Below are 13487 nucleotides of genomic sequence, written 5' to 3' on the forward strand. Positions count from 1 at the left end.
GGGCCGCATGCAGTTTCGCCATGGCGCGCGCGACGAGCCGGAGATCAACCTGATCCCGTTCATCGACGTGCTGCTGGTTGTGCTGATCTTCCTGATGCTGTCGACCACCTACAGCAAGTTCACCGAGATGCAGCTGCGACTGCCGACGGCGGACGTCGACGCCCAGCGCGATTACCCGAAAGAGGTGATCGTGGCGGTGTCGGCCGACGGCCGCTACGTGATCAACAAATCGCCGCTTGCAGACCGCAGCGTCGACACCGTCGCCGCCGCGCTCGCCGCCGCCGCCACCGGTGGGAAGGACAGCGTCGTGATCATCAGCGCCGACGCGGCCAGCCCGCACCAGGCCGTGGTGACGGTGATGGAGGCCGCGCGCCGCGCCGGCCTGATGCAGATCACCTTCGCCGCCCAGTCGACGGCCCAGGCCGGTCACTGAGTGTCGACCGGCGTGCGGCTGCAGGATGCCTGGCTGCGCCGCGGTGCGCTGGCCTGCGTGCTGTGGCCACTGTCGCAGGTCTACGGCGCCCTTTTCGCGCTGCGGCGCGCCTTCTACCGATGGGGTTGGCAAAAGACCGGGCGCGTGCCGGTTCCCGTGATCGTGGTCGGCAATGTGATTGCGGGCGGGGCCGGCAAGACACCGGTCGTGATGGCGGTCGTGCGCCATCTCCAGGCGCGCGGGCTGCGCGTAGGCGTGGTGTCGCGCGGCTATGGCCGCCGCACCGATGACTGCCGCGAAGTCCAGGCCGACAGCGATCCGCAGGACGTCGGCGATGAACCCGCGCTGATCCACCATGCCACTGGCGCGCCGGTCTTCGTGGCCCGGCAGCGCATCGAGGCTGCGCGCGCCCTGCTCGCCCGACATCCGGACACCCAGATCATCGTCAGCGACGACGGCCTGCAGCATCTGGCGCTGGCCCGCGACATCGAAATCTGCGTGTTCGACGACCGCGGCGTCGGCAACGGCTGGCTCCTGCCCGCCGGCCCCTTGCGCGAGCCATGGCCCCGCCCCTGCGACCTGCTGCTGCACAGCGGCGAACGACCTGCTTTCGCCGGCGGCTACACCGCCACCCGCGAACTGGCGCCGTACGCCCTCGCGAAGGACGGCCGTCGCATTCCGCTGGACACGCTGGCCGGCCAGCCCGTGATCGCGCTCGCCGCCATCGCGCGGCCGGAAGCCTTCTTCACGATGCTGCGCGCACGCGGCTTGACGCTCGCGGACACCTTCGCGCTGCCCGACCACCACGACTTCAGCGGCTGGCAACGCCCGGCCGGCCCCGCCCTGCCGCTCATCTGCACCGAAAAAGACGCCGTCAAGCTCTGGCACCAGGCGCCCGACGCGCTCGCCGTGCCGCTGCACTTCGAACCCTCGCCGGCGTTCTTCGCCGCCCTCGACGCAAAGCTATCATCGCTCGATGGATACCAAGCTGCTTGAACTGCTCGTCTGCCCCGTCACCAAGGGCCCGCTGACCTGGAACGCCGAGAAGCAGGAACTCTGCTCGCGCAGCGCGCGCCTGGCCTACCCGGTCCGCGACGGCATCCCGGTGCTGCTCGAGAACGAGGCCCGCACGCTGTCCGACGAAGAGCTGGGCCTGTGAGCTTCACCGTTCTGGTGCCGGCCCGGCTGGCTTCGACGCGACTTCCCAACAAACCGCTGGCCGATATCGCCGGCCTGCCGATGGTCGTGCGCGTGGCGCAACGCGCCCGCCAGTCCGGCGCCCTTCGCGTGGTGGTGGCCGGCGACGACGCCTCCATCATCGACGCCTGCAAGGCGCACGGCGTCGAAGCCCTACTGACCCGCCAGGACCACGCCAGCGGCACCGACCGGCTGGCCGAAGCCTGCGAACAGCTCGGGCTGGACGGCGACGCGATCGTCGTCAACGTGCAGGGCGACGAACCGCTGATCGACCCCGCGCTGATCGACGCCGTTGCCGCCACGCTGGCCGCGCGACCGCATGCCGCGATGAGCACCGCCGTCCATGCGATCGATTCGCTGGCCGACTTCATGAACCCGAACGTCGTGAAGGCCGTGCTCGACGCACAAGGCCATGCGCTTTACTTCAGCCGCGCCCCGATCCCCTGGTGGCGCGACGGCTCTTCAGGCGGCGCGGCACCCTCGGCGCTGCCCAGCCCCGCACCGCTGCGCCACATCGGCATCTACGGCTATCGCGCGGGCTTCGTGCGGCAATTTCCGTTGCTGTCGCCTGCGCCTGTCGAAGCCGCCGAAGCGCTCGAGCAGCTGCGCGCGCTGTGGCACGGACACCGCATCGCGGTGCATGTCAGCGACGTGGCACCGGGCCCCGGGATCGACACGCCCGAAGACCTGGCGCGCGTGCGCGCGGTCTTCGCGGCCGGCTTGCCTGCGTGAACTGCCCGCCGCCCCGAGGGGAACGGCGGCAATTTGTCACGGGCACGCATGCTATCCTCGACGCAATTCCGCCTCGGCGCGCCTGAGGGTGCGCATGGGGTGCGACACAAAATCTAAGAACCTTCCGAGGACACCATGAGACTTATTTTGCTGGGCGCGCCCGGAGCAGGCAAAGGCACGCAAGCGACCTTCATCTGCCAGAAATACGGCATTCCCCAAATCTCGACCGGCGACATGTTGCGCGCCGCCGTCAAGGCCGGCACCCCCCTCGGGCTGCAGGCCAAGGCGATCATGGACTCGGGCGCGCTGGTCAGCGACGACCTGATCATCAACCTCGTGAAGGAACGCATCGCGCAGCCCGACTGCAACGGCGGTTTCCTGTTCGACGGCTTCCCGCGCACCATTCCGCAGGCCGACGCCATGAAGGCGGCTGGCGTGAAGCTCGACTACGTGCTCGAGATCGATGTGCCCTTCGGCGACATCATCGAGCGCATGAGCGGTCGCCGCTCGCACCCGGCATCGGGCCGCACCTACCACGTCAAGTTCAATCCACCGAAGGTGGAAGGCAAGGACGACGTGACCGGTGAAGAGCTGATCCAGCGCGAAGACGACAAGGAAGAGACCGTGCGCAAGCGGCTCGACGTGTATAGCCAGCAGACCCGTCCGCTGGTCGAGTACTACTCGACCTGGGCCAAGGCCGATCCGGCCGCCGCGCCGAAGTACCGCGCCATCCAGGGCGTGGGCACGGTCGACGAGATCACGCAGCGCGCCCTGGCCGCATTGAACAGCTGATCCAGCAGCGGCTGCCCCGTCAGCCGCTCTCCTAGCCGCCTTCCGACTCTGGCAGGGCGGCCACTCCCAAGAGTTCCAGCACCAGCGCGACCCGCGCCTTCACCGGCGTGAGTGCGCCTGCATCCCGCAGCCCGTCACCGGGTTTCGGCAGGATGCGTCCGTTCGCGCAGCGCGTGGCGCGCAGCACCGCGGCGCCGGCGGCCTGCGCCCTCAGCGCCGCGGCTTCCAGGGCGTGGTGCACCGTGCCGTTGCCGGTTGCTGCCACGACCAGCCCGCGCAAGGGTTCAACCGAAGGAAGCAGGAGCGCCTCGACGATCGCACCGCTTGCGCCCGCGTGGCTCACGACGATCTCGACACGAGGCCACGGTTTCGACACCGCCTCCAACCTTGAAGCATCGAGCGCCGCTCCCTGCGGCCACGCGCGAACACGCCGCACCTCGCCCTCTTCCACATAGCCGACCGGCCCCGCATCGCCCGACGCGAAGGCATCGAGGCGATAGGTGTGCACCTTCTGCACATCGACACCGCTGTGGATCGTGCCCGCGCACACCGCTGTCACGCCCTGGGCGCCCCGCGTCGAAGCCACCACGAGCGCGTCACGCACGTTCTGCGGACCATCGGGCGACAAGGCTGTCGCCGGACGCATCGCGCAGGTCAGCACCACCGGCTTGGCCGGCGCCAGCACGGCGTGCAGGAAGAAGGCGGTTTCCTCCAGCGTGTCGGTGCCGTGCGTGACCACGATGCCCGCCACGTCAGGCTGCGCCAGCCAGTGTGCGCAGCGCGCGGCCAGTTGGCGCCAGGTGTCGGCGTCCATGTCCTTGCTGTCAAGCTGCGCCACCTGCTCCGCGACCAGCGTCACGTCGGCCGGCGCCTCGATGCCGCCCAGCAGGTCCGCCACACCCACCTGCCCCGCTGTATAGCCGATGTTGTCGCCGCTGTTGGCGGCCTTGCCGGCAATGGTGCCGCCGGTGCCCAGCACCACCACGCGGCGCGTCTCGGACAAAGAGGAATGAGTCATGGCTTGTCAACTTTTGAAAACTGGTTAAAAATACAGGTACTGGATATCTAGCCAGTGCCGCAAGGAAACCACTATGCAGTTCGCAGTGAAGCTTACCGCCCGCCAGCAGCAGATCCTGGACCTGATCCAGGCCGCCATCGCACGCACCGGTGCGCCGCCGACGCGCGCCGAAATCGCCAATGAGCTGGGCTTCAAGTCGGCCAATGCCGCCGAAGAGCACCTGCAGGCCCTGGCCCGCAAGGGTGTCATCGAACTCGTCAGCGGCACCTCGCGCGGCATCCGGCTCAAGGGCGATGCGCTGCGCTCGCTCCACGAAACGCGCCACCGCGAAGGCAACCAGTTCTCGCTCTCGCTGCCCGGCATGGCCCAGCTCGCGCTGCCGCTCATCGGCCGCGTGGCGGCGGGTTCGCCCATCCTTGCGCAAGAGCATGTCGACCAGACCTATTACGTCGAGAACACACTGTTCCAGCGCCAGCCCGACTACCTGCTCAAGGTGCGCGGCATGTCGATGCGCGACGCCGGCATCATGGACGGCGACCTGCTCGCCGTGCAGGCCACCAAGGAAGCGCGCAACGGCCAGATCGTGGTGGCCCGTCTCGGCGAAGAAGTCACCGTGAAGCGCCTCAAGCGCAACAAGCAGGTGATCGAGCTGCACGCCGAGAACCCCGACTACCCGACCATCTTCGTCCAACCCGGCGAGCCCTTCGAAATCGAAGGCCTCGCGGTCGGCCTCATCCGCAACACCATGCTGATGTAGTCCCCGGGCTTGCTGCCCACACGCAGCAGCACCTCATCCGGCCGCGACAGGTGGCGGGCGTATGGCGCGAAGTCGCCATCACCCTGTTGCGGCCGATTCAAGAAATCCTGCCTGTGTTCAACCTCATACTTTTTTGGAGTTCACATGGGAATCGCCCTCCTCGCCATCGCCGACCTTTGGTCACCCCTGCAATCGCTGGCCACCCGCTGGATGCCCGCCCGCCGTCCGTCGCGTGGTGACAGCAGCGACGCTGCCGCTGGCTTGCGCTACGTGGCCATCCGCCCGGCCTGCACGGCACGCACCGCGGGCAGCCCTGCTCCGACCACGTCGCCATCCACTGCAGCCACACCCGCCCGCCCGCTGCGCGTCGTCCGCGTGGTCGACCGGCAAGGCTCGCAGCGCGGCTGCGCCAACCGGGTCGTGATTTCCGGCCGCATGGCCGACGTGTGCGCCGAACTCGAACGACTCGCCGCACTGGAAGCCGCAGAAACCGGCAGCGGCACGCACCGCCCCAGCCACCTGCACTGAGAAAGTGCGAACGACCCCGCCGTGCCTGCGCGACCTGCGCACTCCCCATGAGCACGGCGGATTCACCGACAACGGCCTGAAACAGGCCTCCCGGGCGCCACGTGGCACCGGGTATCCAAACGTTCACACGTGCGACCTGCCAATGCTGCGAGGCACAATGGCATGCCATGAACATTGTGATCCTCGACGACTACCAGGACGCCGTGCGCAAGCTGCAGTGCGCTGCCAAGCTGGACGCGTACGCCGCCAAGGTCTACACCAACACGGTCAAGGGCATTGGCCAACTGTCGGTTCGCCTCAAGGATGCGGACGTCATCGTGCTCATCCGTGAGCGCAGCCAGATATCCCGCCAACTGATCGAGAAGCTGCCCAAGCTCAAGCTGATTTCCCAGACCGGCCGCGTCGGCGGCCACATCGACGTCACGGCCTGCACCGAACGCGGTGTGGCGGTGGCCGAGGGCTCGGGCTCGCCGCAGGCGCCTGCCGAGCTCACCTGGGCGCTGATCATGGCGGCCATGCGCCGCCTGCCGCAGTACATCAGCAACCTCAAGCACGGGGCCTGGCAGCAGTCGGGCCTCAAGTCGGCGTCGATGCCGCCGAATTTCGGCATGGGCTCGGTGCTCAAGGGCAAGACGCTGTGCATCTGGGGCTACGGGCGCATCGGCCAGCTGGTGGCGCGCTACGGGCAGGCCTTCGGCATGCAGGTCGTGATCTGGGGCCGCGAAGCCAGCTGCGCCAAGGCGCGTTCCGACGGCTTCCAGGTGGCACAGAACCGCCACGAGTTCTTTGCCGCGGCCGACGTGCTGTCGGTGCATCTGCGGCTCAACGAAGACACGCAGGGCCTCATCAAGCTCGAAGACCTCTCCCGCATGAAGCCGACGGCGCTGTTCGTCAACACGTCGCGCGCCGAGCTGGTGGAGGCCGATGCCCTGCTGGCCGCACTCAACCGCGGACGCCCCGGGCTGGCGGCCATCGATGTGTTCGAGAGCGAACCGCCGCTGCAGGGCCATGCCCTGCTGCGCCTCGAGAACTGCATCTGCACACCGCACATCGGCTACGTCGAGCAGGAAAGCTACGAAAGCTACTTCGGCCAGGCGTTCGACAACGTCGTGAGCTTCATCAAGGGCAACCCCACGAACATCGTGAACCCCGGCGCGCTGCAGGTCCGGCGGTGAACGCATGAGCCGGCCCGCGCCGCAGCGAGGCGCGCTCTGGGCGCTGCTGGCCGGCAATTTCGTGATCGGCACGGGCGTGATGGTCGTGCCCGGCACCCTCAATGAAATCAGCGTCTCACTGGCGATCAAGGTCGCCACGGCGGGCCAGCTGATCTCTGCAGCCGCCTTCGTGATGTGCCTGGGCGCCCCGCTGCTGGCCGCCGCGGTCGCCGGCTGGGATCGCCGCAAGCTGCTGGCCCTCACCCTGCTCTGGTACGCCGCGTGGCACGTGGTGGCCGCGCTCATGCCCAGCTTCGGCGCGCTGCTGCCAGTGCGCATGCTCACGGTGATCGCGCCCGCCATCTTCACGCCCCAGGCCGCGGCCTGCGCCGGCATGCTGGTGCCGCCCGAGCAGCGCGGGCGCGCCGTGACCTTCGTCTTTCTCGGCTGGTCGGTCGCCTCGGTGCTGGGCCTGCCGATCGGCGCACTGATCGGCGGCCACCTGGGCTGGCGCATGGCCTTCATGGCCATCGCGGCGCTCAGCGTCGTGAGCGCCGCCTCGGTGTGGCTCACATTGCCCAACGGCATCCGGCCCGCCGCGCTCACGGCCGCGGCCTGGTCGCGCGTGCTGCGCAGCCCGGTGCTGATGGGCATCGTGTCGGTCACGGCGCTGCAGGGCATCGGCCAGTTCGTGCTGTTCAGCTATTTCGGTCCGCTGCTCAAGCAGGGCTTCGGCGCCGACGCCAACACGCTGAGCCTGATGTGGGCGCTGTTCGGCGCCTTCGGCCTGCTGGGCAACATGGTCGTGAGCCGCTACATCGACCGCGTCGGCGCCGGGCGCATGGTGCTGCTGACGACCGGGCTGATCGCGCTGAGCCTGCTGCTGTGGCCGCTGGCCAGCACGCTGGCGTGGCTCGCGGTGGTGCTCGTGCCCTGGGGCCTGGGCTGCTTTGCCACCAACTCCTCGCAGCAGGCGCGGCTGGTGGGGCTGGCGCCCGCCCTGGCGCCGGGCTCGGTGGCGCTCAACAGCTCGGGCATCTACATCGGCCAGGCCCTGGGCGCGGCGCTCGGCGGCTGGCTGCTGGCGAACGACGCCACCGATTGGATGAGCCGGGTCGGTTTCACTCTGATGCTGCTGGCCATGGGCCTGAGCATCGCCATCGACCGCAGCCGCCGCCCGGCCTGATTCCGATGCCCCGCGTAACACCCGGGGCGCGGGCCTCCCGCGAGATTGCAAAATCGGAGCTTCCGTCCGCGTCGCGCATTCGCGCCGGCGCGGCCGTCCCGGACTCCCACCAACCCATGAGAACCTTGATCCCATGACAGTGAACTACCCCCGAATCGGCGTGATCGGCGCCGGCGCCATGGGGCGCGGCATAGCGCAGATCGCCGCCCAGGCCGGCAGCGAAGTGCTGCTGCTCGACAGCTTCGCAGGCGCCGCCGAGCGTGGCCGCGAAGCCCTCGCCGCCCAATGGAACAAGCTGCACGAGAAGGGCAAGATCGACGCCCCCACGCGCGACGCCTACGTGGCGCGCGTCAAGGCGGTCGACGGCATGCAGACGCTTGCGGGCTGCGACCTCGTGGTCGAGGCCGTGGTCGAGAACCTCGAGGTCAAGCGCACGCTGTTCCGCGAACTCGAGGACGTGGTCGCGCCCACCGCGACGCTGGCCACCAACACCTCGTCGCTGTCGGTCACGGCCATCGCGGCCGGCCTGCAGCACCCCGCGCGCTTTGCGGGCTTTCACTTCTTCAACCCGGTGCCGCTGATGAAGGTGGTCGAGGTGGTGGCGGGCTTCAAGACCTCGCCCGAGGTCTGTCAGCAGCTGGCCGGCTATGCCACGCAGATGGGCCACAGCGCCGTGCAGGCGCAGGACACGCCCGGCTTCATCGTCAACCACGCGGGCCGCGGCTACGGCACCGAGGCGCTGCGCATCGTGGGCGAAGGCGTGACCGACTTCGTGACCATCGACCGCATCCTGAAGGACCAGGCGGGCTTTCGCCTTGGCCCGTTCGAGCTGCTCGACCTGACGGCGCTCGACGTGTCGCACCCGGTGATGGAGTCGATCTACCACCAGTACTTCGAAGAGCCGCGCTTCCGCCCGAGCGTGATCACCGCGCAGCGCCTGGCCGCCGGCGCGCTGGGCCGCAAGACCGGCGAAGGCTTCTACCGCTACGACAACGGCGTGATGCAGCAGACGCCCGAAGCACCGGCGCCCGTGGTCGAGGGCACGCCCGCGGTCTGGGTGTCGCCGCGCGCTGCGCGCCGCGCCGAGCTGTTGCGCCTGGTGAACACGCTGGGTGCGCAGATCGACACCGGCAGCGCCCCCGCACCGCAGTCGATCATCCTGGTCGCGCCGCTGGGCTTCGACGTGACGACGGTCGCGGCGGTCGAGCGGCTGGACGCCACGCGCACCGTCGGCATCGACATGCTGATCGACGACGCCGCCACCAAGCGCCGCGTGCTCGCCACCAACCCGGCCACGCGCCGCGACGTGCGTGACGCCGCGCACGCCCTTTTCGCACGCGACGGCAAAGCCGTGAGCGTGATCCGCGACAGCGGCGGCTTCGTCACGCAGCGCGTGGTCGGCGCCATCGTCAACATCGCCGCCGACATGTGCCAGCAACGCGTGTGCACGCCGGCCGACCTCGAGACCGCCGTGCAGCTGGGCCTCGGCTACCCGCGCGGCCCGCTCGCCATGGGCAACCTCTACGGGCCGACCAACATGCTCGAAGTGCTGTTCAACCTGCAGACGGTGTACGGCGATCCGCGCTATCGCCCGAGCCCGTGGCTGCGCCGCCGCGGCGCGCTGGGCCTGAGCCTGCTGCACGAAGAAGAATAAATAACAACCGAACAGGCACACACGCCATGACCGCCGAACTCAAGAGCACCAGCGAAGGCAGCACCATGGTGCTGACCATCGTCAACCCGACCCAGCGCAATGCGCTGGGCCCCGAGATCTATGCCGCCGGCATCGAGGCGCTGAACGGCGCCGAGAGCAGCGACGAGATCCGCAGCGTCGTCATCGTGGGCGAAGGCGCCTGGTTCTGCGCCGGCGGCTCGTTGCAGCGGCTGCTGGCCAACCGCCAGCTCGACCGCTCGGTGCAGGCCGAGAGCATCGAGGGCCTGCACAACTGGATCGACTCGATCCGCACCTTCCCCAAGCCGGTCATCGCGGCCGTCGAGGGTGCGGCGGCCGGCGCCGGTTTTTCGCTCGCGCTGGCCTGCGACTTCGTCGTGGCCGCGCGCGACGCCGTGTTCGCGGCCTCGTACAGCAACGTGGCGCTCTCGCCCGACGGCGGCCTCAGCTGGCACCTGGGGCAGGCGCTGCCGCGCCAGTTGGCGAGCGAATGGCTGATGAACGGCGAGCGCATCGAGGCCGCGCGCCTGCATGCCTTCGGCCTCGTCAACGAACTCACCGACAGCGGGCAGGCGCTGGCTGGCGCGATGGCCCTGGCCACCCGCCTGAACACGCGCGCCCCGAATTCGCTGGCCAGCATCAAGGAGCTGCTGAGCGAGGCGCGCGGCGCCACACTGGCATCGCAGCTATCGCAGGAGCGCGATCATTTCGTGCGCAACCTGCACCACGCGAACGCGGGCATCGGCATTGCCGCGTTCCTCGACAAGACACCGCCACGCTACGAGTAACGCCTGACGGCGTCGCTCCCGTGACACCCCCCAGCTTTTCAGTCGCCGAGAGGACAGACCATGGACGACCCCATTCTTACCATCGAAGAACGTGAAGCGATCAACAGTGGTCGCTGGTTTTCTTCCCTATCTCCATCACTACGGCACGACATCCTCCGATGCGCCTTTGTCAAACGCTACAAGGACGGCGACCTGCTCGCCGCGCGCGGCGACCCGCCCGAGCACTGGATCGCCTGTGCCAAGGGGGCGTTGCGCGTGAGCTCGACCGCCGTGTCGGGCAAGCAGGTGACGCTGACCTACGTCGAGCCGGGCATCTGGTTCGGCGACGTGGCGATGTTCGACGGGGAACGGCGCACGCACGACACGTACTCGCACGGCGACACCACCGTGCTGTGCGTGGCGCGGGCCGACTTCCAGAAAATCCTGGCCACGCACGTCGAGCTGTACGAAGCGCTGATGCGGCTGCAGGCACGCCGCATCCGCACACTGTTCGGGCTGGTGGAAGACCTCAACACCCTGCCCTTGCGCGCACGCCTGGCCAAGCAGCTCATTCATCTGGTGCGCAGCTACGGCGTGCCCAGCCTGGACGACGGCAGCCAGACGCGCATCGGCCTGCAACTGGCGCAGGAAGAACTCGCGCAGCTGCTCGGCGCCTCGCGCCAGCGGGTCAACCAGGAACTCAAGACGATGGAGCGCGAGGGCACCATCCGGATCGAGCCGGCCGGACTGGTCGTGCTGGACCGCTCGGCGCTGATGCAAATCTCCGCAGCAGACAACTAAAAGAATCGACATGAGCCAGGACTTCTCCAGTTTCATCGGCACCCGCGCGGTGTCCCAACAGCACACCTTCGACGTGGACGCGCTTGCGGCCTGGCTCGAAAAGAACCTCGAGGGCTTCCAGGGTCCGTTGACGGTCGAGATGTTCAAGGGCGGCCAGTCCAACCCGACCTACAAGCTCGTCACGCCCACGCAGAGCTACGTGATGCGCGCCAAGCCCGGCCCGGTCGCCAAGCTGCTGCCCTCGGCCCATGCGGTCGAGCGCGAATACAAGGTGATGAGCGGCCTGCAGGGCACCGACGTGCCGGTGCCGCGCATGTACTGCCTGTGCGAAGACGAAGCCATCATCGGCCGCGCCTTCTACATCATGGAGTTCATGCAGGGCCGCGTGCTGTGGGACCAGTCGCTGCCCGGCTTCAGCAACGCCGAACGCGCGGCCCACTACGACGAGATGAACCGCGTCATTGCGGCGCTGCACACGGTCGACTTCGCCGCGCGCGGCCTGGGCGACTACGGCAAGCCCGGCAACTACTTCGACCGCCAGATCGGCCGCTGGAGCAAGCAGTACAAGGCCTCGGCCGATGGTGCCGGCGAACTGTCGCAGCCCATCGACGCCATGGAGCGCCTCATCGACTGGCTCCCCGCCCACATGCCGGCGAGCGCACGCGACGAGACCAAGGTCTCGATCGTGCATGGCGACTACCGCCTGGACAACGTGATGTTCCACGCCACCGAGCCGCGAATCATCGCGGTGCTCGACTGGGAACTCTCCACGCTGGGCCACCCGCTGGCCGACTTCAGCTACCACTGCATGTCGTGGCACATGCCCCCCACCACTGGCCGCGGCATCGGCGGCGTGAATGTGGCGGCGCTGGGCATTCCCACCGAGAGCGAATACATCCGCCGCTACTGCGAGCGCACGCGCATCAGCACGCCCGAGGCGCTGGCGCCCGACTGGAACTTCTACCAGGCCTACAACCTGTTCCGCATGGCTGCCATCCTGCAGGGCATTGCGAAACGGGTCGAAGCCGGTACCGCATCGAGCGAGCAAGCCGTGGCGTCCGCCCGTGGCGCACGGCCGATGGCCGAGATGGCTTGGCAATTTGCCCAAAAGGCATAGCCAGCCCTCCCCCTTAACCCCACCAGGAGACAGCATGGATTTCGAATATTCGGCCAAAACCAAGGAGCTTCAGAAGCGCGTTCTCGCCTTCATGGAAGACCACATCTACCCGGCCGAAGCCGAGTACAGCGCCGAACTGGCCGCCAACACGGTCGCCGGCAAGCGCTGGACCGCGCTGCAGACCGTCGAGAAGCTCAAGGCCAAGGCCAAGGCCCAGGGCCTGTGGAACCTGTTCCTGCCGGTCGACAGCGCCTCGGCCTCGGGCTATGAGGGCGCCGGCCTGACCAACCAGGAATACGCCCCGCTGGCCGAGATCATGGGCCGGGTGCCATGGGCATCGGAAGCCTTCAACTGCTCCGCGCCGGACACCGGCAACATGGAAACCATCGCCCGCTACGGCTCGGAAGAGATCAAGGCGCGCTGGCTCAAGCCGCTGCTCGAAGGCCAGATCCGCTCGGCCTTCGCCATGACCGAACCCGACGTAGCCTCCAGCGACGCCACCAACATCGCCACGCGCATCGAGCGCCAAGGCGACGAGTACGTCATCAACGGCCACAAGTGGTGGATCTCCGGTGCCGCCGACCCGCGCTGCGCCGTGTTCGTCACCATGGGCAAGACCGACCCCGAGGCGCCCAGGCACTCGCAGCAGAGCATGGTCATCGTGCCGGCCGACACCAAGGGCATCCGCATCGTGCGTCCGCTGAACGTCATGGGCTACGACGACGCGCCGCACGGCCACGTCGAGATGCACTTCGAGAACGTGCGCGTGCCCGTCGGCAACATCCTGCTGGGCGAAGGCCGCGGCTTCGAGATCGCCCAGGGTCGCCTTGGCCCCGGACGCATCCACCACTGCATGCGCCTGATCGGCCTGGCCGAGCGCGCGCTCGAGCTGATGTGCAAGCGCGCCTCGTCGCGCGTGGCCTTCGGCAAGACCGTCGCCTCGCAGACCGTCACGCAGGAACGCATCGCCGAAGCGCGCTGCAAGATCGACATGGCCCGCCTGCTCACGCTGAAAGCCGCCTGGCTGATGGACGTGGCCGGCAACAAGGTCGCGCGCACAGAGATCGCCATGATCAAGGTCGTGGCGCCCACCATGGCCTGCCAGGTCATCGACTGGGCCATGCAGGTCCACGGCGGCGGCGGCATGTGCGACGACTTCCCGCTGGCCTCGGCCTACGCGCAGGCACGCACGCTGCGCTTTGCCGACGGTCCGGACGAAGTGCACCGCAACGCGATCGCCAAGTGGGAGCTGGGCAAGTACGCCGCCGACAAGTCGGGCGCCACCGCCGACGCGCCTGTCACGCGCTTTTGATCCAGAAACAAGAAAGGGCGC

Annotated in this window: 15 protein-coding genes; 14 read left to right on the forward strand and 1 reads right to left on the reverse strand. The window is 68.4% G+C overall.

What is annotated here, in order from left to right:
- The first annotated feature begins 7 nt into the window (after positions 1–7).
- The 5 genes from GFK26_RS25395 (at position 8) to adk (ending at position 3154) form a co-directional block, all read left to right on the forward strand.
- Positions 8–433: an ExbD/TolR family protein gene (locus tag GFK26_RS25395; protein ID WP_153284409.1), complete on the forward strand. Its 426-nt coding sequence runs from the start codon at positions 8–10 to the stop codon at positions 431–433.
- The gene (lpxK, locus tag GFK26_RS25400; protein ID WP_153284410.1) at positions 434–1429 is read left to right on the forward strand and encodes a tetraacyldisaccharide 4'-kinase; all 996 of its coding nucleotides are present in this window, start codon (positions 434–436) and stop codon (positions 1427–1429) included.
- The gene (locus tag GFK26_RS25405; protein WP_013541700.1) at positions 1410–1592 is read left to right on the forward strand and encodes a Trm112 family protein; all 183 of its coding nucleotides are present in this window, start codon (positions 1410–1412) and stop codon (positions 1590–1592) included. The genes lpxK and GFK26_RS25405 overlap by 20 nt, the downstream gene beginning before the upstream one ends.
- Positions 1589–2362, forward strand: a complete 774-nt coding sequence (gene kdsB, locus GFK26_RS25410) for a 3-deoxy-manno-octulosonate cytidylyltransferase (protein WP_153284411.1) — start codon at positions 1589–1591, stop codon at positions 2360–2362. Before GFK26_RS25405 ends, kdsB begins: the two co-directional genes overlap by 4 nt.
- 135 nt (positions 2363–2497) lie before the next feature.
- Positions 2498–3154: an adenylate kinase gene (gene adk / locus GFK26_RS25415; RefSeq protein WP_153284412.1), complete on the forward strand. Its 657-nt coding sequence runs from the start codon at positions 2498–2500 to the stop codon at positions 3152–3154.
- A 31-nt stretch (positions 3155–3185) separates the two neighbouring features.
- Here the strand turns inward: adk and GFK26_RS25420 are convergent, their stop codons facing one another.
- A complete protein-coding gene (locus GFK26_RS25420; protein WP_153284413.1) occupies positions 3186–4172 on the reverse strand; it encodes an asparaginase in 987 nt (328 codons plus the stop codon).
- A gap of 73 nt (positions 4173–4245) precedes the next feature.
- Here GFK26_RS25420 and lexA point away from each other — a divergent pair, with 73 nt between their 5' ends.
- From lexA to GFK26_RS25465, 9 genes are all read left to right on the forward strand, one after another.
- On the forward strand, positions 4246–4929 hold the full coding sequence (gene lexA, locus GFK26_RS25425) for a transcriptional repressor LexA (RefSeq protein ID WP_153284414.1): 684 nt from the start codon (positions 4246–4248) through the stop codon (positions 4927–4929).
- A gap of 144 nt (positions 4930–5073) precedes the next feature.
- Positions 5074–5457 (forward strand): hypothetical protein, encoded by a 384-nt coding sequence (locus tag GFK26_RS25430; protein ID WP_153284415.1) that lies wholly within the window; start codon positions 5074–5076, stop codon positions 5455–5457.
- A 167-nt stretch (positions 5458–5624) separates the two neighbouring features.
- Complete coding sequence (locus GFK26_RS25435; protein WP_101493041.1) at positions 5625–6632, forward strand: D-2-hydroxyacid dehydrogenase family protein; 1008 nt, start codon at positions 5625–5627, stop codon at positions 6630–6632.
- Between the two features lie 4 nt (positions 6633–6636).
- Entirely contained in the window at positions 6637–7797 is a 1161-nt protein-coding gene (locus GFK26_RS25440) for an MFS transporter (protein WP_153284416.1), read from the forward strand.
- Between the two features lie 133 nt (positions 7798–7930).
- On the forward strand, positions 7931–9451 hold the full coding sequence (locus GFK26_RS25445; protein ID WP_153284417.1) for a 3-hydroxyacyl-CoA dehydrogenase: 1521 nt from the start codon (positions 7931–7933) through the stop codon (positions 9449–9451).
- 26 nt (positions 9452–9477) lie between these two features.
- Positions 9478–10257, forward strand: coding sequence for an oxepin-CoA hydrolase, alternative type (locus GFK26_RS25450; protein WP_153284418.1), 780 nt, complete (start codon positions 9478–9480; stop codon positions 10255–10257).
- 60 nt (positions 10258–10317) lie between these two features.
- Entirely contained in the window at positions 10318–11037 is a 720-nt protein-coding gene (locus GFK26_RS25455) for a Crp/Fnr family transcriptional regulator (RefSeq protein ID WP_153284419.1), read from the forward strand.
- Positions 11038–11047: 10 nt separating this feature from the next.
- Entirely contained in the window at positions 11048–12154 is a 1107-nt protein-coding gene (locus GFK26_RS25460; protein ID WP_153284420.1) for a phosphotransferase, read from the forward strand.
- Positions 12155–12188: 34 nt separating this feature from the next.
- A complete protein-coding gene (locus tag GFK26_RS25465) occupies positions 12189–13466 on the forward strand; it encodes an acyl-CoA dehydrogenase family protein (RefSeq protein WP_153284421.1) in 1278 nt (425 codons plus the stop codon).
- Positions 13467–13487 lie beyond the last annotated feature (21 nt).

This window comes from Variovorax paradoxus, from assembly GCF_009498455.1.
GTDB classification, from domain to species: domain Bacteria; phylum Pseudomonadota; class Gammaproteobacteria; order Burkholderiales; family Burkholderiaceae_C; genus Variovorax; species Variovorax paradoxus_H.